Annotated in this window: 18 protein-coding genes; 7 read left to right on the plus strand and 11 right to left on the minus strand. The window is 71.0% G+C overall.

Annotated elements, in window-relative coordinates; translation table 11 throughout:
• Positions 1-117 precede the first annotated feature (117 nt).
• The 4 genes from ABD912_RS21660 to ABD912_RS21675 all read left to right on the plus strand — a co-directional run bounded on the left by ABD912_RS21660 (position 118) and on the right by ABD912_RS21675 (position 5,669).
• Positions 118-1,032 (plus strand): LysR family transcriptional regulator, encoded by a 915-nt coding sequence (locus tag ABD912_RS21660; protein ID WP_345154248.1) that lies wholly within the window; start codon positions 118-120, stop codon positions 1,030-1,032.
• 327 nt (positions 1,033-1,359) lie between these two features.
• Positions 1,360-2,703 (plus strand): MFS transporter, encoded by a 1,344-nt coding sequence (locus ABD912_RS21665; RefSeq protein ID WP_345154249.1) that lies wholly within the window; start codon positions 1,360-1,362, stop codon positions 2,701-2,703.
• A 111-nt stretch (positions 2,704-2,814) separates the two neighbouring features.
• Complete coding sequence (locus ABD912_RS21670; RefSeq protein ID WP_345154251.1) at positions 2,815-4,146, plus strand: M20 family metallo-hydrolase; 1,332 nt, start codon at positions 2,815-2,817, stop codon at positions 4,144-4,146.
• Positions 4,143-5,669 (plus strand): amidase, encoded by a 1,527-nt coding sequence (locus ABD912_RS21675; protein ID WP_345154253.1) that lies wholly within the window; start codon positions 4,143-4,145, stop codon positions 5,667-5,669. The genes ABD912_RS21670 and ABD912_RS21675 overlap by 4 nt, the downstream gene beginning before the upstream one ends.
• A 29-nt stretch (positions 5,670-5,698) precedes the next feature.
• Here the strand turns inward: ABD912_RS21675 and map are convergent, their stop codons facing one another.
• Positions 5,699-6,469, minus strand: a complete 771-nt coding sequence (gene map / locus ABD912_RS21680; RefSeq protein ID WP_345154254.1) for a type I methionyl aminopeptidase — start codon at positions 6,467-6,469, stop codon at positions 5,699-5,701.
• Between the two features lie 66 nt (positions 6,470-6,535).
• Between map and ABD912_RS21685 the strand changes: the two genes are divergently transcribed.
• Positions 6,536-6,838 (plus strand): helix-turn-helix transcriptional regulator, encoded by a 303-nt coding sequence (locus ABD912_RS21685; RefSeq protein ID WP_345154256.1) that lies wholly within the window; start codon positions 6,536-6,538, stop codon positions 6,836-6,838.
• A 67-nt stretch (positions 6,839-6,905) separates the two neighbouring features.
• Here the strand turns inward: ABD912_RS21685 and ABD912_RS21690 are convergent, their stop codons facing one another.
• Positions 6,906-8,267 (minus strand): MFS transporter, encoded by a 1,362-nt coding sequence (locus tag ABD912_RS21690; RefSeq protein WP_345154257.1) that lies wholly within the window; start codon positions 8,265-8,267, stop codon positions 6,906-6,908.
• 61 nt (positions 8,268-8,328) lie between these two features.
• Positions 8,329-10,257, minus strand: coding sequence for an FAD-dependent monooxygenase (locus ABD912_RS21695; protein ID WP_345154258.1), 1,929 nt, complete (start codon positions 10,255-10,257; stop codon positions 8,329-8,331).
• 100 nt (positions 10,258-10,357) lie between these two features.
• Here ABD912_RS21695 and ABD912_RS21700 point away from each other — a divergent pair, with 100 nt between their 5' ends.
• Complete coding sequence (locus ABD912_RS21700; protein WP_345154260.1) at positions 10,358-11,068, plus strand: GntR family transcriptional regulator; 711 nt, start codon at positions 10,358-10,360, stop codon at positions 11,066-11,068.
• Positions 11,069-11,101: 33 nt separating this feature from the next.
• Here the strand turns inward: ABD912_RS21700 and ABD912_RS21705 are convergent, their stop codons facing one another.
• From ABD912_RS21705 to ABD912_RS21715, 3 genes are read right to left on the minus strand one after another with little or no spacing between them, the layout of a single operon-like run.
• Positions 11,102-12,427 carry an FAD-dependent oxidoreductase gene (locus ABD912_RS21705; protein ID WP_345154261.1) on the minus strand — a complete coding sequence of 442 codons (1,326 nt, stop codon included), beginning with the start codon at positions 12,425-12,427 and terminating at the stop codon, positions 11,102-11,104.
• Positions 12,424-13,287: a methyltransferase domain-containing protein gene (locus ABD912_RS21710; RefSeq protein WP_345154262.1), complete on the minus strand. Its 864-nt coding sequence runs from the start codon at positions 13,285-13,287 to the stop codon at positions 12,424-12,426. The genes ABD912_RS21705 and ABD912_RS21710 overlap by 4 nt, the downstream gene beginning before the upstream one ends.
• A gap of 26 nt (positions 13,288-13,313) precedes the next feature.
• A complete protein-coding gene (locus ABD912_RS21715) occupies positions 13,314-14,525 on the minus strand; it encodes a type III polyketide synthase (protein WP_345154264.1) in 1,212 nt (403 codons plus the stop codon).
• A 457-nt stretch (positions 14,526-14,982) separates the two neighbouring features.
• Between ABD912_RS21715 and ABD912_RS21720 the strand changes: the two genes are divergently transcribed.
• A complete protein-coding gene (locus ABD912_RS21720) occupies positions 14,983-16,221 on the plus strand; it encodes a cobalamin-independent methionine synthase II family protein (RefSeq protein ID WP_345154266.1) in 1,239 nt (412 codons plus the stop codon).
• Positions 16,222-16,310: 89 nt separating this feature from the next.
• On the opposite strand, the gene ABD912_RS21725 is transcribed toward ABD912_RS21720, so the two are convergent.
• The 5 genes from ABD912_RS21725 to ABD912_RS21745 all read right to left on the minus strand — a co-directional run bounded on the left by ABD912_RS21725 (position 16,311) and on the right by ABD912_RS21745 (position 22,621).
• A complete protein-coding gene (locus ABD912_RS21725) occupies positions 16,311-16,973 on the minus strand; it encodes an isochorismatase family protein (protein WP_345154270.1) in 663 nt (220 codons plus the stop codon).
• The gene (gene rutA / locus ABD912_RS21730; protein ID WP_345154274.1) at positions 16,970-18,052 is read right to left on the minus strand and encodes a pyrimidine utilization protein A; all 1,083 of its coding nucleotides are present in this window, start codon (positions 18,050-18,052) and stop codon (positions 16,970-16,972) included. Before rutA ends, ABD912_RS21725 begins: the two co-directional genes overlap by 4 nt.
• 404 nt (positions 18,053-18,456) lie before the next feature.
• A complete protein-coding gene (locus ABD912_RS21735; RefSeq protein WP_345154276.1) occupies positions 18,457-19,983 on the minus strand; it encodes an MFS transporter in 1,527 nt (508 codons plus the stop codon).
• Positions 19,977-21,656 carry an amidase gene (locus ABD912_RS21740; protein WP_345154278.1) on the minus strand — a complete coding sequence of 560 codons (1,680 nt, stop codon included), beginning with the start codon at positions 21,654-21,656 and terminating at the stop codon, positions 19,977-19,979. The genes ABD912_RS21735 and ABD912_RS21740 overlap by 7 nt, the downstream gene beginning before the upstream one ends.
• Positions 21,653-22,621: a carbon-nitrogen hydrolase family protein gene (locus tag ABD912_RS21745; protein ID WP_345154280.1), complete on the minus strand. Its 969-nt coding sequence runs from the start codon at positions 22,619-22,621 to the stop codon at positions 21,653-21,655. The genes ABD912_RS21740 and ABD912_RS21745 overlap by 4 nt, the downstream gene beginning before the upstream one ends.
• Positions 22,622-22,631: the final 10 nt, after the last annotated feature.

Raw genomic sequence — 22,631 nt, forward strand, 5'->3', positions numbered from 1 at the left:
CTGGCCGCTCTCTTGCGGGGACCCTGCTGCCCTGCGCTTGCGGACACGCCATGACGGCGGGAGGCCGGGGCACGCGCCCCGGCCTCCCGGCGTCGTGCCCGTTGGCATAATGCAGGGATGAGCAAGCAGTTCACGCTGGTCCAGCTGCGCTACTTCCGGGTGGTGGCCCAGCTGGAGAACATGACGGCCGCGGCCGCCGCGCTGAACGTCACGCAGTCCACCCTTTCCTCCGCGATCGCGCAGCTGGAGAAGGAGATGGGCTCGGAGCTGTTCGTCCGGCTGCCCCGCCGGGGGCTGCGCCTGACCTCGGCGGGGCGGCGGCTGTTCCGCGGCTGCCAGGTGGTCCTGGAGGAGGCCGAGCAGCTCTACCGCTCCGTCCACGACGAGGACGCGCAGCTGGTCGGCGAGCTGGTGGTGGGGGTGTTCTCCCCGCTGGCCCCGTTCCGCGCGGCCGCGATCCTGCAGCACTTCGAGGCCGCGCATCCCGGGGTGGACGTGACGTTCCTCGAGGGGGACCAGGAGTCGCTGCGCCGGGCGCTGGAGGAGGGTCGGTGCGAGCTGGCGCTGATGTACGACCTGGGGCTGGGTCCGGACCTGGAGCGGCAGGTCGTGGAGCGGGTGCCCCCGCACGTGATCGTGGCCGCCGACCATCCGCTGGCTTCCAGTCCGGAGCGGGAGGTCAGCCTGCACCAGCTCGCCGACGAGCCGTTCATCCTGCTGGACCTGCCGCACACCCGCGAGTACTTCCTGGGGCTGTTCCGGCTCGCCGGCGTGGAGCCGACCATCCGCCACCGGGCCTCCGGCTATGAGACGGTGCGGTCCTTCGTGGCCCGCGGGCACGGCTATTCGGTGCTGAACCAGCGGCTGCACCACGACCTCACCTACGCAGGAGGCCGCGTGGTGCCGCTGCGCATCGTCGAGGACCTGCCGGGAATCGAGGTGCTGCTGGTCCGCCCCGCGGGCGCCCGGCCCACGGCGAAGTCCACCGCGTTCTCCGAGGTCACCCGCCGGTTGTACGGCGTAAAGGACTGACCCCGCGCTTTTGGATCGATTTTGTCGATGTGAACCAACGGTACAATCAATTGGACGCGTGTGATCCGCTTCACAATGATGGGAGCAAGCCCGGAGTCGTGCGGACCTTCCGCAGATCCCGGAACGGCAGGGGCGGCGGCCGACGCGGCCTGACCGGAGTCCATCGAGCGAGGGAACAGCCATGACCGATACCAGAATGTGTTTCCACCCTGTTTCCGGGGGAGGCGGGGCCGCTGCCGAATCCGGCAACACGACCAGCGCAGACATGTCACCGGCCCGTTACGCGCCGAACCCGGCGGGAAACACCCCCTCCGTACGGTGGTCGGCATGACGACCACCAACACGAACGCAACGCCGGCGGGGTCCGCCTCCCCGGCCACCCAGGAACGGACCCGCCCGGCCTCCGGCATGCAGCTGCGGGTGCTGGCCGGCGGCAGCGTGGGCCAGTTCATCGAGTTCTACGACTTCACCCTCTACGGCCTCTCCGCCGTCGTGCTCTCCCAGCTCTTCTTCCCCGGCGCCAGCCCGCTGGCGGGACTGCTGGCCACCTTCGCCACCTTCGGTGTCGCCTTCCTGGTCCGCCCGCTCGGCGGGCTTTTCTTCGGCTCCCTCGGCGACAAGATCGGCCGCCGCAAGGTCCTCTACGTCACCCTGCTCTCCATCGGCGCGGCCACCGCGCTGATCGGCCTGCTGCCGACCTACGCCACCATCGGTGCGCTGGCACCGCTGCTGCTGGTGCTGTGCCGCATGGTCCAGGGCTTCTCCGCCGGCGGTGAGTCCGTGGGCGCCCCGGCGTTCGTGTTCGAACACGCGCCCCTGAGCAAGCGGGGCTTCTGGCTGAACATCACGCTCGCCGCCACCGCCCTGCCCTCCGTCTTCGGCGGAACCCTGATCCTGATCCTGTCCCAGTCGATGTCCTCCGAGGCCTTTATGGCCTGGGGCTGGCGCGTCCCGTTCCTGCTGGCCCTGCCGCTGGCCTTCTTCGGCCTGTGGATCCGCAGCCGCACCGAGGAGTCCGAGGCATTCAAGCAGATCCTGGCCAAGGAAACCGCCAAGGAGTACAGCCCCGTCAAGGAGGCCTTCCGCGAGAACAAGGTTCGCATGCTGCAGGTCATCTTCGTGATGGGCCTGACCGCCATGGGCTTCTACTTCCTCTCCGGCTACTTCGTCTCCTACGTCCAGACCACCGGCCACCTCAGCCGCGAGCAGTCGCTGCTGGCCAACGCCGCGGCCATGGCCTTCTACGCCCTGCTCCTGCCGCTCGGCGGCATCCTGGGCGACAAGTTCGGGCGCAAGCCGATGCTGATTGCCGGTTCGCTGGCCCTGGCCGTGCTCTCCGTTCCCTGCTTCATGCTGGTCACCAGCGGCTCGCTGCCCCTGGCCATTCTCGGCCAGCTGATGTTCGTGGTCCCGATGTGCATCTACGGCGGCGGCTGCTACACCTTCTTCGTCGAAATCTTCACCACCCGCACCCGCTTCACCTCCGCGGCCGTCAGCTACAACGTCGCCTACGCCCTCTTCGGCGGCACGGCCCCGTTCATCGGCACCGCGCTGGTGGCGCAGTCCGGCATCCCGGCCGCACCCGGCTACTACATGGCCGCCGCGGCAGTGATTGTCCTGGCCCTCCTGACCCTGACCAAGGTCCCGGAAACCCACCAGCGCGTGCACTAGCCGCACCGGTCCCCGGCCCGCCCGGGCCGGGGACCTGCCGCCGTCGTGCCCGGCCCGCAGGGACCGCACCCACACTTCACCCTTCCCGCGCTTCACCCAAGGAGTCAGACCATGAGCGCCGAAACCTTCCTCGCCGACTTCCACCACGTCGCCACCATCGGCGCCACGCCCGCCAGCGGCGTGGACCGGCAGGCCGCGACCGCCGAGGACAAGCAGACCCGCGACTGGTTCGCCGGCTTCGCCGCCGACCACGGCTGGGAGGTGCGCGTGGACGGGATCGGCAACATGTTCGCGCTGCTGGAGTGGACCCCCGGTGCGCCGTACGTGCTCATCGGATCGCACCTGGACAGCCAGCCGCTCGGGGGCCGGTTCGACGGGGCGTACGGGGTGATCGCCGGGCTGCACGCGGCCGAGCGGGTGGACCTGCGCGTCGCCGAGGCCCTGCAGGCCGGGGCCGACGCTCCGCGCCACAACCTCGCGGTGGTCAACTGGTTCAACGAGGAGGGCGGCCGCTTCGCCCCCTCCATCATGGGCAGCTCGGTGTTCGCCGGCCTGATGGACGAGTCCAGGATGCTGGCGGTCAAGGACCTGGCCGGGACCACCGTGGCCGAGGCGCTGGAAGCCATCGGCTACCTCGGCACCGACGCGCGGCCCGAGGTGGCCGGCTACGCCGAAATCCACATCGAGCAGGGCCGGATCCTGGAGCGCGAGGGCCTGGCCCTGGGCGCGGTGGACTACAGCTGGTACACCCAGAAGCTGGACATCGAGGTCCTTGGGGAGCAGTCCCACACCGGGGCCACCGCGATGGCCGATCGGCACGACGCGCTGGTCGCCGCCTCCAAGGTGGTGCTGCTGGTCCACGACGTCACCGGGAAGTTCGAGGAGGAGGCGCTGGTCTCCTCCGTCGGCCAGCTGACGCTGGAGCCGAACTCGCCGATCGTTGTGGCCCGCCGCGTGCACCTGGTTGCCGACCTGCGCTCGGCCTCGCCGGAGATCGTGCGCCAGGCCCGCGCCTCGCTGCTGGAGGACATCGCGGCGATCGCCCGCGAACACGACATCCGCATCAACGTCAACGACTTCGACATCCGCGACATCCAGTACTACCCCGAGGACGGGCTGGAGCTCACCGAGAAGGTCGCCGCCAACCTGGGCCTCGGTATCCGCCGCATCCGCACCATGGCCGGGCACGACTCGGTGGCCATGAACCGGATCGTGCCCACCGTGATGATGTTCATCCCCTCCGTCGACGGCGTCTCCCACTGCGAGCGCGAGTTCACCACGGACGCGGACATGGTGGCGGGCCTGGACGCGCTTTCCGGCGTGGCCTGGGAGATGGTCAACGGGGCGCTCATCGGCGCGGAGTCCGCGGAGCACGACGCCGGCGTGCTGGCTTCCGGCCCGGCCGTTTCCGGCGCGGTCGCGGCCGGGGCAGGCGCCCGATGAGTCCCCAGCCGACGGGTTCCCAGACGGCCGGTTCCGGGACGGCGGTGGCCGGGCTTGACCGGGCGACAGCGGCGGGGGAGGGGCTGCACTTTCTGGACGCGGTCTCCGCGCTGGAGGCGTTCCGTGCGCTGGAACTCTCCCCGGTGGAACTGGTTTCCGCCGTGGTGGCCCGGACGGAGGCCGTCAACGGAGACCGCGGGAGCGGCATCAACGCCTTCACCGAGACGCTGTTCGACGAGGCCTTGGAGCAGGCCCGGACCGCCGCCGACGTCTACGCACGCTGCGCGCGCACCGGCGAGCAGCCCCCGGCGCTGCTGGGGCTGCCGGTCGCCACCAAGGAAAAGCACGCGCTCGCCGGACGGCGGATCGAGCAGGGACTGTACGCGCACCGCGGCCGGATCGCCGCCGCCGACCATCCCGTCGTGGAGCGCATCCGGGCCGCCGGGGGGATCATCCACGCCCGCACCACCTCCCCGGAGTTCAGCTGCGCGACCGTCACGCACTCCCCGATGTGGGGGACCACCCGAAACCCCTGGAACCTGGACGCCTCGCCCGGAGGCTCCTCCGGCGGGGCCGGGGCTGCCCTGGCCGCCGGCGTGGCCACGCTGGCCACCGCCAGCGACATCGCCGGCTCCACCCGCATCCCCGCCGGCTTCACCGGCACTGTCGGCTACAAGGCGCCCTACGGGCGGATCCCCGGGCTGCCTCCGCTGTCGGCGGACTGGTACCGCGGCGACGGGCCGATGGGACGGACCGTCGCGGACACCGCCCTGCTGGCTTCCGTGATGTCCGGCCGGCACCCGGTGGACCACGCGTCCTGGGGAGAAAACGGGGGAGGGAACGGGCATGCGCTGCCCGGGGCCCACTCGGTGGCCGGGATGCGGATCGGACTCTCCGTCACGCTCGGCGACTTCCCGGTAGCCCCCGAGGTGGAGGCCAACACGCTGGCCGTGGCCCGGGCGCTGGAGGCCGCCGGCGCCGTCGTCGTACCCGTCTCCCTGCCGTGGACCACGGCACGGATCGCCGAGACGATCTTCGCGCACTTCGGGCACATCCTCGGCCCGGCCATGGAGGCCGAGACCGCCGGGACCGAGGAGAAGCTGGCCGCGTACACCCGCCGGTTCATGCAGGACGCCCGGGCCGCGGCAGCGCGGCACTCGATGGTCGATTCGCTGGCCCTGGACGCGAGGCTGCAGGCGGAGCTGGCCGCGGCGATGGAGGGCCTGGACGCGCTGCTGTGCCCGACCTCCGCGGTGACCTCGCTGGCCGCGGACGGCGACTACCTCGAGGGGATCGACGCCGGCGGCCGGCACCTGGGCCACTACTGGGAAGCGCACCTGACCAGCCCATTCAACGTGGCCAACCGGTGCCCGGTGCTGTCCGTGCCGAGCGGAGTTGCCGACGACGGCGTGCCCACCGGCGTGCAGGTCGTCGGGCACCCCTTGGACGAGGCCACGGTCTTCCGCCTCGGGGCGGCCGTGGAAGCGCTGATCCCGCGGAGGGCCTGGCCGCTTCTCGGTTAGTCCTGCTCGGTCATTCCAAGGAAGCTCGGCTAGCTGGGCAGGGTCAGGATTTCGGCTCCGTCGTTGGTGATGGCGATTGTGTGCTCGCTGTGGGCCGTGCGGCAGCCCGTCGCGCTGCGCAGCGTCCACCCGTCGGGATCGGTGACCAGCTTGGCGGTGTCCGCCATGACCCACGGCTCCAGCGCCAGCAGCAGCCCGGGGCGCAGCGTGTATCCGCGGCCGGGGCGTCCGGTGTTCGGAACGTGCGGATCCTGGTGCATCGTTGATCCGATGCCGTGGCCTCCGAACTCGGTGTTGATCAGGTACCCCGCCTCGCTGAGGACCGAGCCGATGGCATGGGAGAGGTCACCGATGCTGGCCCCCGGCCCGGCGGCGGCGATCCCCGCCGCCAGGGCGCGTTCGGTTGCGCTGATCAGCGCAACGCTCTCCGGGGGTTGGGATTCGCCCACGATGAAGCTGATGGCGGAGTCTGCGGCCACCCCGTCCTTGGAGACGGCCAGGTCGAGTGTCAGCAGGTCGCCGTCGGCCAGCGCGTACTCGTGCGGCAGGCCGTGGAGCACGGCGTCGTTGACGCCCGTGCAGATGTAGTGGCCGAACGGACCGCGTCCGAAGGGCGGTGCGTAGTCGACGTAGCAGGACTGCGCGCCGGCCTCGATGATCATCTCCTTGGTCCACCGATCGATGTCCAAGAGGTTGGTGCCCACTTCGGTGCGGCTTTTCAGGGCCTGCAAGATGTCCGCGACCAGGGCGCCCGTGTCCTTTGCCCGGGCCAGTTCGGTGGGGGTCAGGATCTCGATCATGCGGCGCCCTTCTCGCGAAACCAATAACAATACCGGCCATACTATACCGGTATTAGAATGGGATCCATGGTCAGGTTGCCACTTACACCCGAAGAGATCGAGCGCGGACAGCGGCTCGGCGCCCTGCTGCGCCGCGCCCGGGGACGGCGCTCGATGCTCGAGACCGCGCTCGATGCCCGCGTCTCCCCGGAGACCCTGCGGAAGATCGAGTCGGGCCGGGTGGCGACCCCCGCCTTCCCGACCATCGCCGCGATCGCCGATGTCCTGGGCCTCTCCCTCGATACGGTGTGGGCCGAGATGAGCCAACCGCTCGCGGGTGCTGAACCGGCCAGGCCTGGCCGCAACACGCGCGAGCGGTTGGTCTCGTAGGTCCCGACTCTGTTGTGTTGGAGCCCTGCTGTGTTGGAACCCTGCTGCGGCAGCGTCGGCGGTGGGGCTACCGCACGCCGGCCGCGCTGGGGGCCGGTTCGGCGCCGTCGGCCGCGTCCAGCGACGCGGCGTTGAAGGCCGCCTCCTTGCGGCCCCAGCCGCCCGGCAGCAGCGCCACCGAGACGATCGAGATCGCGGCGACCACCAGCAGGTAGGCCACGACGGCGTCCGAGGTGCCGTAGGCGGCGAAGAGCGCGGTGGCGATGGTCGGGGCGAAGGCCGGCCCAACGATCTGCGAGATCGTGTAGCCCACCGAGGCGCCGGTGTAGCGGACCTCGCGGGAGAACACCATGGAGAACAGGGAACCGGTCACGCCCGCGGCCGGGGGCATCGCGATGCCGAAGAGCAGGATCACCCCGGCCATGAACCCGGCCACGGTGCCGGTGTTGATCAAGGCAAAGGTGGGCCAGATGCTCACGAACATGGCCACCGCGCCAATGAAGTACATGGTCTTGCGTCCGTAGGTGTCCGCGAGCGCCCCGCAGACCGGATAGAGCACGGTGGCGATGACGGCCGCGATGAAGACGCCCAGCAGCGCGTCCGTGCGGTCCAGGCCCACCACCTTGGAAGAGTAATTCACCAGGTAGCTCATGGTGATGTAAGCCAGCACACCCTGGGACAGGTAGGTCCCGGCGATCAGGAAGATCTCCTTCGGGTGGCGCCGGAAGGCCTCCTTCAGCGGCAGCTTGACCAGGTCGCCCTTGTCCCGCGCGGCGGCGAAGGCGGGGGACTCGTCCACCGCGAGGCGGATGGCCAGGCCCACGACCACCAGGACCGCGGAGGCCAGGAACGGCAGGCGCCAGCCCCAGGACAGGAACGCCTCCTCGGGCAGTTGGGCCACGGCAAGGAAGGCGACCGTGGCCAGCGCGGTGCCGGCCGGCGCGCCGGTCTGCGGGAACGCCCCGTAGAAGCCCTTCTTGCCCTTGGGGGCGTGCTCGACCGCCATGAGCGTGGCGCCGCCCCATTCGCCGCCGACCATGAATCCCTGGAAGAGGCGCAGGACGGTCAGCAGGATCGGCGCGAGGATCCCGATCGTCGCGTAGCCGGGCAGCAGGCCCATCAGCAGGGTCGCGATGCCCATGCCGGTGAGGGAGATGACCAGCATCTTCTTGCGTCCGATCCGGTCGCCGAAGTGCCCGAACACCACGCCGCCGAGCGGGCGGGCCAGGAAGCCGACGCCGAAGGTGGCGAAGGACAGCAGCGTGCCCATCAGCGGGGTGGCCTCCGGGAAGAACAGCTTGGGGAAGACCAGTGCGGCGGCGGTGCCGTAGATGAAGAAGTCGTAGTACTCGATCGTGGTGCCGATGAACGAGGCGCTGGCCACCTTCAGCGGGCCGGCCGGCTTCTTCCGTGCCAGGGTGGTGCTCATGGTGCTCCTTGGGAGTCGGATGTCAGGTGGAGAGGATCAGGTCAGGCTCTAGCGGGGGCGTTCAGGCCGGGACGTTCGCGGTCGGGGCGGCCGGCTCCAGGCTGGTTGGATCCAGGGCCAGGGCGGCCGCCAGCGCGGTGCGCAGTGCGGCCTCGGCGGCATCTGCGTCCCACAGGGCGGCGCCGTGCCGCCAGGCGACGTAGCCGTCGGGGCGCACCAGGAGGGCGCCGGCCTCGTCGATCTCGCGGACCTTGGCCCACGCCGCGTAGGGGTCCTCTGCCCCCGGGGTGCCGACGGTCAGCACGTCCAGGCAGTCGAGGCCCGGGGATTCCGAGCCTTTGGATTCGGAACCCAGCCGGGCGGCGGCCTGCGCCCACGCGGCCCCGGCCAGGCCCGTGACCAAGGTGAAGCGGCCGTGCCCGGTGAGGTCCAGGGTGGAGACGCGGCGTCCGTCCGTGCCGACCAGCCACGCGTGCGGCAGTTTCGCTCCGGGCCGGGTGGTGGGCTGCACGTAGAGTTCCGCGTCGCGTTCGAAGGCCTCCGGTTCCGTGCCGGGTTCGGGCACGACGGCGGTGGAGGCGTAGCGCTGGTTCAGTTCCACACCCTGGGCGTTGAACTCGCGGTTCTTCAGTTCCAGCGCCTCGGCCAGCCGCGCGCGCAGGGCGGCGCCCTCGATGGTGGGGGCCTTGAGGCGGGCCAGCCCGGCCTCGACGGTGCGGGTGCCGTCCCCGGCGTCGGTGTCGAAGCATGCGCGCAGCGGGGCGTAGTCGAGGCGGGACTGGTTGGCGCGGGCGACGATCTGCGCGCCGACCGGGGCCCGCTCGGCGGAGTAGGACTCGAGCAGGTCCATTCCGGCGCGGCCCTGGACGACGTAGGCCAGCTTCCACGCCAGGTTGAATGCGTCCTGCATGCAGGTGTTGGAGCCCAGCCCGCTGCTCGGCGGGTGCCGGTGGGTGGCGTCGCCGCCGCAGAAGACCCGGCCCTTGGACATGCTCAGGGCGTGCTGCTGGTTCACGTACCAGGTGGAAACCCCTTCGATCCGCGGCTGCAGGTCGGGGTCGCCCACCAGGGTGCGGATCTGTTCGGTGACGCGCTCGGTGGACAGGTCCGGTTCGCCGGCCTCCTTGTCGAAGCCCCAGCCGGCGATCCACTCGTCCCACGGGCGGACCGCGCGCAGCAGGCCCATGCCGATCTCGCCGAAGTCCGCGGCCGGGTTCATGATCCAGTGCAGGATCGAGGGGCGGTGGGCCACGTGCCGGGACAGGTCGGCGCGGAAACGCACGTACGCGGTGCCGGCGCGGGCCACGTGTCCGACGATCTCCAGGCCGATCTCCTCGGCGATCTGGCTCTTGGCGCCGTCGGCTCCGATGAGGAAGCGCGCCCGCTGGGTGTATTCATGGCCCGTCGTGCGGTTGAGCAGCCGTACGGTGACCCCGTTCTCGTCCTGCTCGTGGCCGAGGTATCGGGTGGAGAAGGCGACCTTGGCTCCGCGCTCGGCGGCGTTCTTGACCAGCAGCGGCTCCATGTAGGTCTGCGGAATGTCCAGCATGGTGCACGGGCTGGCCGTCACGTAGTCGCCCTGGCGCTCGTCACCGGTGCCCCAGGCGCGCATCCGGGCGATCTCGGGACCCGTCAGCGAGGTGGTGAAGAGGGTGTCGCCCATCTGGTTCCACGGCACGGCGTACTTTTTGGCCTCCTCCTCGATGCCGAGGTCCCGCAGGACCTCCACCGCGCGCTGGTTGGTGATGTGGGCCCGGGGCGTGTTCGCCAGCCAGGACCACTGCGAGACCATCGTGGCGCGCACGCCGTAGGTCGCCAGGGCCAGCGCGGCGGTGGCGCCGGTCGGTCCGGTGCCGACGATGAAGACGTCCGTGTCGAAGTCCGCGGCGTCCCCCGGAAGGGTGCCGGCCGCGTCCAGCAGGTCGGCGGCGCCGGTGATGTCGGTGAAGTTCTGTGCCTTGAAGTTCGGGGCGGGGGAGTTGTGTGCCATGTGTGTTTCCTCGGTCACGCTCGGGTGTGTTGCACCACACTAGCGTACTAGCATGCCAGTTGGTCAAGTAAGAGGGCGGTCGATGCGGAATACTGGAGGGATGGCGATCTCCGACTTGACTCCGCACCCCGGCTCCAGCCAGCGACAGGCGGCCGGCGGACGGTTGTCCGGGCGGGTGTACGAGGAACTGAAGGACCGCCTGCTGGAGGGGCGGTTCGAGCAGGGGAAGCGCATCTCGATGGAGGCGCTCAAGGCCGATTTCGGGGTCAGCAAGCAGCCCATCATGGAGGCGTTCCGGCTCTTGGCCGCCGACGGCCTGGTGGAGATCCTGCCCCAGATCGGCTGCCGCCCGGTCCGCTACACCGCCGAGGAGGCCGCCGACTTCTTCCGCGTGTTCGCCGGGTACGAGGGCGCCGTCGCCGAGGCCGCGGCCCTGCGCCGCACCCCCGAGCAGATGGCGCAGCTGCGCGGGATCTCCACGGAAACCGAGGGGCTGGACGCGCTCCCGGACGCGGACGCGCGGGCGCGGGCCTACCGCCGCGGCAACCGTCGCTTCCACCAGGCGCTCCAGGAGATGGCCCACTCGCGGGTGATGTCCGCGATCAGCCAGCGCATGTGGGACCTCAGCGACTACCTGGTGGGCACCTCGGAGACCGGCGGAACCTTCGGGCACCAGACCGCGCAACGGCACGGGGAGCACCAGGACATCCTGCGGGCCCTCGAGGAGGGCGACTCCATGGCGGCGCGCGACCTCATGTCGGCCCACATCCTGCACACCGTGGAACTGCTGCGCTCGCCGGAATCCGACTAGGCCCTGCCGCGCGAGACACTGCGGCCGGGACGGCTAACCCTGCATCGTGAAGTGCCGGGCGACGGAGTCGTGCACCGCGCCGTGCCCGACCAGCGCCCCGATCGCCCTGTTCCTTCCGCGCAGCAGCGGGCCGGGCAGCGGCCGGCCGAGCACCATGTTCAGGTGCGCCGCCCGTCCCGCGGTCCGCGCCGCGTCCAGCCGCCGCGCCGAAAAACGCTCCAGCGCGGCCTGGGTCGCCGCGTCGTGCGGTGTCCGGTGCGCTGTTCCCTGGCGTACTGTCCCGTGCCATAGCCCGTGCGCAGTCCCGTGGCCCTGCGCCAGCGCCGCGCAGAGGATTCCGGCCAGCTGTGCGGCATCGAGCAGCCCCAGGGTCATGCCTTGGCCGCCAATGGGGCTGACCTCGTGCGCCGCGTCGCCGATGAGTACCACCGGCCCGGCCGCCATCCGCGGCACGCTGCGGCGTGCCGTGCCGAACACTGAGGGGACGACGCCGGCCGCCTCCACCGCGTGCCCGGTGCGGCGGGCGATGGTTGCCGGCAGCGCCTCACCCAGACTGTCCCGTGGCGATCCGGCCACCGGCACCCGGAGCGGGCCGCCGCCGTTGCCCCGGCGAAGGAAACGGGGGGAGCCCGGCCCATCGGCGAGGCGCGCCACCCAGCGCCGCAGCCCGCCCGGCAGCGGGAAGGACTCCACGATGCCCTCCGGGTGCAGGAAGAGCGCGGCGGTGGACCCGAAGTCCGTGGTGTCCGGGTAGTCGGCCATCGCGTAGCGGTCCGGATGGGCCTCGCCGAGGAACGGCAGGCCCAACGCCTGGCGCGTTCCGGAGCGCACCCCGTCCGCCCCGACCAGGAACCGCGCCGTCAGGTAGGGCGACGCCGGTGGCCCGCCATCCGGGGGCGTGTCCGGGCCGCTGACGCGGGTGCGCACCCGCACCCCGTCCGGGCCCGGGCCGAACCCCTCCACCCGCACGCCCCGGCGAAGGGCCCCGGGGTCCAGCAGGTCCAGCCGCTTCTCCAGCAGGGCCAGCGTGGTGGTCTGCGGCAGCGCCAGCACGTAGCGGTGAGGCCCCGGAAGCACCCCGAAATCCATCGATGCCACCGCCGCCGCGCCCCGGTGCGGGATCCCGTTCAGTGCGACCCCGGAGGTGATCCGCACGCCCGCCTCCACCGCGGCCGAGCCCACGCCCGCCAGATCCAGGACCTCCAGCCCGGGCGGGTGCAGACCAATGGCCCGCGAATGCGTCCCCGGCTGCGCCCGCTCCTCCAGCACCCGTACCGAGACGCCCCGCTGCGCCAGCAGGATGGCCAGCGCCAGCCCGGCGGGCCCGGCGCCGGCAATCGCCACGTCGACGCGGCTCACGGGGCGGCTCCGGGACCTCCGGGGCCGCCCGGCGTGCGGGGGCTACCGGGATTTCCGGGGTTTCCGGGGTTTTCGGGCGGGCCAGTCATCCGGGGCCGGTGGATGAGCAAGTTCCGGAACGGACGCCGGGACCGGACCTCCCACCCCGGCGGCGCCAGGGCCGCCAGTTCGGGGCCGGTGTAGCTGCGCCGGATCGAGGCGAGCCCGTCGCGGCGGATGAAGGAACGCCCCGCCAGCGGCAGGGTCGCCGCCCCGAACAGCAGCAGCGCAGTGCGCGAACGCCGGATGTCCGCGTGCACCGCGATCCCGCCGGCCAGCGCCTGCGAATCCGCCAGCAGTCCGACCAGTTCCGCCTGCCCCAGGTGGTGCAGGACGTGGTTGGAGAGCACCACGTCGAACCGGGAGCCCTCGGCCACCAGGTCCGCGCTGTGCGCGCGGCGGAAGACGACGCCGGGCCCGCCCGGTGCCGCGGAGCCCGGCGTCCGCGTCCGGCTCGCGGCCGCGTCCGCCCGTGCCGCTGCCTTGGCCGCCGCCCGGGTGGCGAAGGCGTGGGCGCGCTCGTCCGGATCGATCCCGGTGACCTGCACGGCGATCCCGTCGCGAGCGGCCCAGCCCGCGAGCGCCAAGGCGATGTCCCCGCCGCCGGAGCCGATGTCCAGCACGGTGGCGGTGCGCCCTCCGCGCTGGACACCTGATCCGGCGGCGTCCAGCAGGACCGGGCGCAGCAGGTCCCGGTAGATTCCGTGCCAGCGCGAGAACGCCCCGTTGACCAGCGGGAACTGGGCATAGGTCCGCTCGAGCAACAGCGGGTCGCAGTCGGGGCGGTCCATCTCCTCGACCGCGTCCACGGCGCGTCGCATCGGCGCCCCCGTTCTTTCGGGCCCCGCTACCGGCCCGCTTCCAGGGCCGGCACCGCGGCGGACCCGGGCACGGCACTGGGCACCGGGCCGGGAACCAGCGTCATGAGCGCGGTCTCCACGGTCAGTCCCGGCCCGAACGCCATGGAACAGACCCGCTCGCCGGCCGCGTCCGCCGTCGGACCGCTGCCCTCGAGGATGTCCTTGAGCACGAACATAACGGTGGAGCTGGACATGTTCCCGTAGTCGCGCAGCACCCGGCGGGCCGGAGCCAGTTGCGCGTCATCAAGTTCGAGCCGATGCTGCACGCGGTCCAGGATGGCGCGGCCGCCGGGGTGGATGCCCCAGTGCGGGATCTCGGAGTACGCGTCCGGGAGCGTGGGGTCCTGGTTCAGCAGCGGTTCCAGCGCCCCGACGATGTGGTCGTCGATGATGTGCGGGACGTAGGTGCCCAGCACCATCTCGAACCCCTCGTCGCCGATGTTCCAGGCCATCGCCTCCTCGCCGACCGGGGTGAGCGTGGTTTCGAAGAAGTCCAGCAGCAGGTGCGGCGGGTGCGGCGGAAAGTCCCCGCCGTCGGACTGCGGGCGGGCGGTGACCACCGCGGCGGCGGCCCCGTCGGCGAACAGGGCCGAGCCCATGATGGTGTCCGGGTTGTTGGAGCTGCGCACGTGCAACGAGCAGAGCTCGCCGCAGACCACCAGCACGACGGCGTCCGGCTCCGCCTCGCAGAAGCTCTTGGCCGCGCGCAGGGCCGGGAAGGCGGCGTAGCAGCCCATGAAGCCCAGATGGTAGCGCCGGGTCTGCGGGTTCAGGCCGAGCGAGCGCACCACCTGGTAGTCCGGGCCGGGATTGTAGAAGCCGGTGCAGGAGACGGTCACCACGTGGGTGATGTCCGCGGGGGAGAGGTCCGGGCAGGCCTCGAGCGCCCGGCGTGCGGCCTCCACGAACAGGGGGCCGGCCTCCCGGGCGAAGAGTTCGTTGCGGACCCGGGTACTGGGGCTCAGCAGCAGCCGGGTGTTGGCATCGAAGAAGACGGGGTCCTCGGAGGTGCGGTCCAGGGTGAGTTCCTCGACGGCGGTGCGGCGGGTGGAGATCGCCGCCGAGTCGAAGGAGGTGGCGATCAGCCGCTGCCCCAGCCGGGTCAGCCCCGGTTGGGCGGCGAACACGTCGCGGGCCTGGTCCTGGTAGAGGATCGTGGGCGGAACGGCCGTCTGGATGGTGCGGATCATCACTGGCATGCCCCGACCCTATTCCGGGTCGGCGGCGCCGTAAATAGCCTGATGGAAGCCCCGATTGGGCGATGTGGGCGGGCGCGGCACGCCAGGGCCGGAACCGGACGGGCCAGCATACACCGCCGCGGGCGCGGCTTCCCGGCTTTGGCGCCCCCGGAGCCGTAACGCGGCGACCCATTGGCGGCATCGCGGCGGAACATCCGGTTGTGTGACGGTTTTGGCCGTCACGTTGCGGGCCGATTGGCCCGTTTCCGGCGGCACCACAATCATGGGGACAGCCCCTCCATCTGGTGCTCGGCAGCTTGCCGCGGAGGGGGCGCTCCCGCGCCGCCGGTGGATTTAGGACCCTAAGCCACACCATCCAGAGCAGCTGAGAGACCTGCCTCCGTGACGCTGCAGCTTCCCCCGGACGAACCTTGCCGGAAAGGTGCTAATGGCAGGAACGATGGAAAGGAAATGAGCCATGACGCTCGATCGCATTCACACCAGCCATGCCGGATCCCTGCCCCGCACCCCCGAACTGATTGCCGCTAACGCGGCCCGCCGGTTCGCCGCGGACGGGTTCACGCTGGAAAGCACCCCGGAATTCGAGGGGCTCCTCACCGATGCCGTGGTGGACCTGGTCCGGCGCCAGCGGGAGCTGGGCATCACCATCCCCGGTGACGGCGAGTACGGCAAGGCCATGTCCAACGCCGTGGACTACGGGGCCTGGTGGACCTACAGCTTCCAGCGCACCGCGGGACTGGAACTGACGGACTTCAACCCGATCCTCGCCGAACCGGTCCTGAGCGCACCGGGCAACATTAAGCTCACGTCCTTCGCCGACCGGCGCGACTGGACCCGATTCGCCGAGGCCTACCGGGATCCGGAAAGCGGCATCCAGATCGGCAAGAACGCCACGGCTTTCCCGTCCGCCACCGGGCCCATCTCCTACACCGGCCAGGCGGCCATTGCCAGCGACATCGCCAACCTCAAGGCGGGCCTGGAGGCTTCCGGCCTGTCCACCGGTTTCATCACCTCGCTCTCTCCCGGCTCGGCCAGCAGGATCGGCAACGACTACTACGCCAGCGAAGAGGAGTTCATCTACGCGTGGGCCGACGTGCTGCGCGAGGAATACCGCGCCATCGTCGACGCCGGCCTGACCGTCCAGATCGATGATCCGTCCATTGCGGAAAACTGGGACCAGATCAACCCGGAACCCAGCGTCGAGGATTACCGGCGGTTCACGCAGATCCGCGTCGAGGCGCTGAACTACGCCCTGCGCGGCCTTCCCGAGGAGCAGGTCCGCTTCCACGTCTGTTGGGGATCGTGGCACGGACCCCACACCACGGACATCGAGTTCCGCCACATCCTGGACCTTGTCCTGGGCATCAACGCCGGGTCCTATTCGTTCGAGGCCGGCAACGCCCGCCACGAACACGAATGGACCCTGTGGCAGGACACCACGCTGCCCGAGGGCAAGATCCTGGTTCCGGGAGTGGTTTCCCACGCCACCAACGTGGTGGAGCACCCCGAACTGGTGGCCCAGCGCATCGAGCGGTTTGCCGGCCTGGTGGGGCGGGAGCACGTCGTCGCCTCCACCGACTGCGGCCTGGGCGGACGGGTGCACCCGCAGATCGCCTTCGCGAAGCTGGAGGCCTTGGGTCGCGGGGCGGAAATCGCCTCCAACCGTCTCTTCGCCCGCTCGGGCAGCAGCGTCTAGGGGCTGGATACAGGGATTTTTTGGGGGGCCGGTCGCCTGCGGACGAAACCGCCGCAGGCGACCGGCATGTTGCTACGCCTCTCGACTTGCTATACCTCGATCAGATCCGCGGCCGGTGCCGGCTGCACGGTCGGCGTCAGCTGCGCCAGGATCTCCGCGGCGGTGAGCACGTCGGCGTAGCGGCGCTCCACGTCCTGCAGGTTGGACGCGTGCGTGGCCGGGTCGTGGTCTCCGCAGCAGTCCTCGGCGACGATCGTCCGGAATCCGTGGGAGAACGAGTCGATCACCGTGGCCCGGATGCATCCGGAGGTCGTGCAGCCCATGACCACCACCGTGTCCACGTCCCAGAAGCGCAGGATGGAGGCGGTGTCGGTGCCGAAGAACGCGGACGGGAAGTGCTTCTTGACCAGCACGTCGCCCTCGGCCCAGACGCGCGGATCCACCTTCACCACCTCGGACCCGGGCGTGAACTCCTCCAGCCCGCGGGTCTTCCAGTTCCCGACGTCGGCCAGGGAGCCGTACTCCACGACCGTATGCAGCACCGGCACGCCCAGCGCGCGGGCCTGCTTCAGGGTCTCGGAGGCGGTCTCCACCGCGGCCTGGGTGTAGGGGCTGCGCCCCATCCGATAGGCGGGGTCGGTGAACCCGAGCTGGAAGTCCACCACGACGACGGCCGTCTTGCGTCCGAAGCCGACGGGGTTGCCTCCGTAGCCGGCGGTGGCGAACGCCTCAGCGGTGGTGTCCGCGCTCATGCGGTCGCCATGCCGACGTGGGCGCGGGAGGCCATCAGCGGCTGGATCTTCTGGCCGAAGTTCTCCGTGCCCTCGATGAAGTCGTCGAAGGTCAGCATGATGCCCTTGGTGCCCTCCACGGCGGCGGCCTCGTCCAGCAGGCGGGCCACCGACTCGTAGGAGCCGATCAGGGTGCCCATGTTCATGTTCACGGCGCCCTCCGGCAGCGAGATGGTCTTCGCGGTGGAACTCGAATCGGCGGTCTTGTCCTCAAGCGCCTGGCCGGTCATCCACGCGATGGCCTCCACATCGATGCCCGCCTTGTAGTGCTCCCACTTCGCGAAGGCGGCCTCGTCGGTGTCGTCCGCGATGACCATGAACAGGACGTAGCTGCCCACGTCGCGGCCGGTCTGGGCGGCGGCGTCGTCGAGCTTCTTCACGCCGTCGGCGTGGGCAGTCGGGGTGTTGATGCCCAGGCCCATCACGAAGTTGTAGTCGGCGTAGTTGGCGGCGAACTCGATGCCGGCCGGGCTCTGGCCGGCGGTGACCAGCTCGATCTTCTTGGACGGCTGCGGCTTCATCATGCAGTGGTCCATGGTGAAGAACTCGCCCTTGAAGTCGGACTCGCCGGTCTCCCACAGTTCGTTCATGACCTGGGTGTATTCGGTGGTGTAGCGGTAGCGGCGCTCGAAGTGCACGTCCCCGGGCCACAGGCCCATCTGGTCGTACTCGGCGCGCTGCCAGCCGGAGACCAGGTTCAGGCCGAACCGGCCGTTGGAGATCGAATCGATGGTCGAGGCCATGCGGGCCACGATGGCCGGCGGCATGGTCAGCACGGCGGTGGTGGCGAACAGCTTGATCTTTTCCGTCACGGCGGCCAGGCCGGCCATCAGGGTGAGGGACTCCATGTTGTAGTCCCAGTACTCGGTCTTGCCGCCGTAGCCGTGCAGCTTGATCATCGACAGGGCGAAGTCGAAGCCGTAGCCCTCCGCCTTCTGCACCACCTCCTTGTTCAGTTCGAAGGAGGGCTTGTACTGCGGAGCGTTCTCGGAAATGAGCCAGCCGTTGTTGCCGATCGGGATGAATATGCCGATGTCCATGATGTGACTCCTTCTTGTGCCGTGGTCAGGCGTGCTGCTATCAGGGGTGGCGTACCCAGGGGCTGGGTGCCGCCGGTGATTCGCGGGAACCTGCGTCCTGCGATTGCCTTCAATCTATGGAGCCTGTTTTGCGCCCCCGTGTGTCCCGTGTAAGGCACGTGTAAACACCGCGGACAATCCGTTTGCGCGCACGTTGCCCGCCAGTTAAGCCAGTAGGATCCGCACAAATCCGGCGTTTCCCGGGGCAAACGCCACGCGCCCGGCCGGGCCCGCACGGCGCCGTGCGACGAAGCACACACCCTGCAGCACACATCAGGCACCACGCACGACGGCGGGGCCGCACCGTGCGCGCGCACGGTGCGGCCCCGCCGTCGTGGGCTGGTTCGCCTATTTGGCTGGTTCGCCTATTGGGCGCGGGCCTCCTCGGCGGCCGGCGCGGGGGAGGGTGCGGCGGCGAAGCGCCGCGTGCGCAGGGAGGCCAGGGCCCCGAGCGCGGCGGCTGCGACCAGCACGGCCAGGGCAACCATCAGGCCTCCCACGAAGGCCCGGACGTCGCCCCCGGACGTGGACAGCGTTCCGGCGTAGGCCAGGGAGCGGTCCGCGTCCCCGAGCAGGACGGTGGCCAGCCCCAAGGACACCGAGGTGCTGAACAGGTAGCCGGCGTTCTGCAAGGTGGAGCGCACGGCGTTGGCGATGCCGCGCCGTTCGGGGGCGACGGTGAGCATCAGCGCGCTGGTGTTGGGGGTCATGAACAGCCCGGTGCCGAACCCCACCACAAACAGGCCCGCGGCGAGGCCCGGGGTCGCCCCGGCCGGCCAGATTGAGGTGCCCAGCCAGATGGAGCCGCCGACGGTGGCGGCGCCGGCGGCGATCAGGACGCAGCCGGCGGCGGAGAGCAGCCCGTGGTGGATGCGGTTGGTCAGCCGGCCCGCGACCAGGGCCGCCAGCGTGGTGCCGATCGGTGCGGGGACCACCATCAGCCCGGCGTGCAGCGCCGTCAGGCCGTGGCCTGACTGGAGGTAGAGCGAGGCCAGCAGCACCACGGCGTAGGTGGCGAAGGCGCTGAGGAAGCCCGCCGCGTAGAGGTAGGCCACCGAGCGGTCGGCAAAGATCCCCAGGTCCACCAGCGGGTCGGTGCGGCGGCGCTGGACCAGCACGAAGAGCGCGATCAGCATTAGCGCGGCCAGACCCGCCCCCAGGATCCACGGGTTGGTCCAGCCTCCGGAGCCGGGCAGTTCGTTGACGGCCACCACCAGGGTCGCCAGGCCGGAGGTGACCAGCAGCGCGCCGAACAGGTCCAGCTTCTCGGTCCGGGCGCCGACGTCCGAGCGCGGAATGAGCTTGAGCGAGGCGGCCAGGCCCGCGACGAGCAGCGGAACCCCGAGCAGGAAGATCCAGCGCCAGCCCATCAGTTCCACGACCACGCCGCCGGCCACCGGGCCGAGGACCTGGCCGACCGCCGCGGCGGTGGCGTTGATGCCCAGCCCGGTGCTCAGCAGCCGGGGCGGGAACGTGTCCGTGAGGATGGCGGTGTTGTTGGTGATGACGGAGGCGGCGCCGATGCCCTGCACGAACCGGAAGGCGATCATGAGGTCGGCGGTGGGGGCTAGGCCGCAGGCCAGGGTGCCGACGGCGAAGACCACGATCCCGCCGATGTAGAGTCGGCGCCGCCCGAACAGGTCCGCCAGGCGCCCGAACACCAGGATCAGGGCCGTGGTGACCAGCATGTAGGAGAGCAGGAACCAGGAGGACTGGGTGGGGGAGGCGTCCAGGTCCCGGGACAGGGCAGGAAGCGCCACGTTCAGGCTGGACGAGTTCAGGAACACCAGCACCACCGTGACGCTGGTGACGGCCAGCACGGACCAGGCGCGCGCCGCTTCGGAGCGGCCTGGTCCATGCTGCCCGGAGGTGGGCCGGCTTGATTTCAGCATTCCGTCCCCGGAACGCGGCGGTGGAAAGCGGTGACGGACTGGAACGCGGCGCCCACCGCCAGCACCCCGCCGTCGTCCCACGGCCGGCCGGCCACCTGCAGGGACAGCGGCATGGAGCCGGCGTCGAAACCCATCGGCAGGGCCAGCGCGGGCATCCCGGTGTAGTCGAAGATGCGGGTATTGCGCGGCAGCACGTCGTGGATGTTCAGGGCTTCCCCGTTGAGCACCATGGTCATGTCCGCCAGCCGCGGGGCCGCGCCCGGCACCGTGGGCAGCACCAGGTAGTCGACGCCGGAGGCGTCCATGCCCCCGAGCAGGGCGTCCAGCACGCCGGCCCGGCGGCGCAGCGCGCGCAGGTAGTCGATCGCGGGCAGCGCCCGGCCCTGCTCGAAGCGGTCCCGGGTGCCGGCGTCGAACAGTTCCCGGCGCGGCAGGTTGGCCTCCTGCGTGGCGGCGATCTCCCCGTAGAAGACGTTCCAGGCCTCCACGTGGGACAGTTCGGGGTCGTAGCCGGGGGCGTCGAAGACCCGCACCTCCGCGCCCAGCGAGCGCAGCGTGTCCAGCGCGTCGGCGAAGGCCGCGGCGACTGCCGCGTCCAGGGGCTCGAGGTGCCAGCCGCCGAGCACGCCGATGCCGACGCCGGCCAGCGGGGCGAAGCCTGATTGCAGGCTACCGGCCCGGACGGGGGCGGACGCCGGCGCGGGGGAGCCGGCAAACACACCCTCGAGCACCGGCAGCAGCAGCTGCAGGTCGGCCGCGCTCAGGCCCATCGGCCCCACGTGGTCCAGGGACCAGGACAGCGTGGCCACGCCCGTGCGCGGCAGCCGCCCGTAGGTGGGCTTGAGCCCCGTGGTCCCGCAGAAGGCGGACGGGATGCGGATCGATCCGCCGGTGTCCGTGCCCAGCGCGAACGGGAACAGGCCCGCGGCCAGCCCGGCGCCGGAACCGGTGGAGGAACCCCCGGTCCAGCGCTCGGGGTTCCACGGGTTCGGCACGGCGCCGTAGCGTGCGTTCTGCGCGGCGCCCATGGCGAATTCGGTGGTCGCGACCATGGCCACCGGGATGGCGCCGGCTCCCCGCAGCCGGGCCACGACGGCGGCATCCTCCGTGGCGGTGCGCTCGCCGGTCTGCAGCGAACCGCACGTGACCTTCGCCCCGGCGACGTCGATGATGTCCTTGACGCCGAACGGGATCCCCTCCAGCGGCCGCGGGGTTCCGGCGGCCCAGCGGGCGTCGGAGGCGGCGGCCGCCTCGCGGGCCCCCTCGATGCGGTGCAGCACCGCGGCGTCGGTGGTTGCGGAGGCCTCCCAGCGGACCAGGTACCGTTCCAGCACGGCCGACGGGGTGGTCGCGCCGCTGCCGTACGCGGCCAGCAGCCCGGCCACGTCGGGGCGGTCGGTATCCCAAGCAGCTGAGTCCCGGCCGGCGGCATCCCGCACGGCCGCGTCCCCGCCGGCCGGCGCCCCGGCGTCGTGCGCCGCCGCGCGTACCTTCAACCCAGGCGGTACGGTGCCGCGCAGGTGCGCGAGCCGTGCCGCGTAGGTCTCCGGGTCCAGGTCCCCGGCGTCCGGGGAGGCGGGCAGCGCACAGCTGCGGGTCAGCGCCTGGCCGGCGTCGGCCTGGCGGCGGATGGCGTCCCCGGAGCGGTCGGCACGGGTGTCCGTTGCGGTCATGCCAGCGCCACCGACTCTTCCAACGACCCTGCCACCGGCGCCGCTGCCGCCACCGGCGCCGCGGCGAACGTCCGGGCCACCTTCTCCAGCAGGTGGGGACGGCGGTCCCGGCCCAGCGGGAAGGCGGCACGGGCCTCCGGGACGGCATCCAGGTCGATGGTCACCCGGAGCAGGTCGTCGTGGTGGTGGGCGGGCAGGTGGTCCACCAGGTCCCCGCGCGGGTCCACCACGCAGGAGAGCCCGAAGTAGTCCACGGTGCGCCCGTCGATGGTTTCCGGGCCGCCGCGGTTGGCCGCGAGGACCCAGGTCTGGGTTTCCAGGGCGCGGACCTGGAGTTCCTGGATGAAGAGCTTCTCGCGGCTGCCCAGCGAGCTGACCAGCGGCACCACCACGTCCGCGCCAAGCGCCCGCGCGCCCATCCAGTACTCCGGGAAGGTGCGGTCGTAGCAGATCAGCGGGGCGATCCGCAGGCCGGCGACCTCGAAGACGGCCGGACCAAAGCCCTCGGCGAAGAAGTACTTCTCATCGATCGGCACGTCCACCACCAGGCTCTGCGGGATGGACGTCTTGCGGTAGGTCGGGACCGTCTGGCCGTCCAGGCCGGTGCCGTGGACCAGGGTGCCGTCAGCGTCGATCACGGCCCCGGAGTTGTAGAGCTCCCCGTCCGCGCCGGCCTCGTAGAAGCCCAGCACGACGGCGGTCCCGTGCTCCTTGGCTGCCCGCCGGAAGGCGGTGAGGGTGGGCCCGTCGAGGGGCTCGGCCCACAGCTTGTAGGCGTCGTTCCCGGTGGCGCCGAAGTAGGGGGTGTTGCACAGCTCGGGGAAGACCACCAGGTCGGTGCCCGGGACGGCGGCCTCGGCGAAGAGGCTGAGCAGGCGATCGAGGTCCTGCGCCAGGTCGCCGGCCATGCCGCCGGACTGGACGATGCAAATGTTCTTTGGGCAAATGCTTTTCGGGTGGGTCATGGTCCGTCTT

Origin of the sequence: Arthrobacter ginkgonis (genome assembly GCF_039540195.1) — a bacterium.
Lineage (GTDB): Bacteria > Actinomycetota > Actinomycetes > Actinomycetales > Micrococcaceae > Zafaria > Zafaria ginkgonis.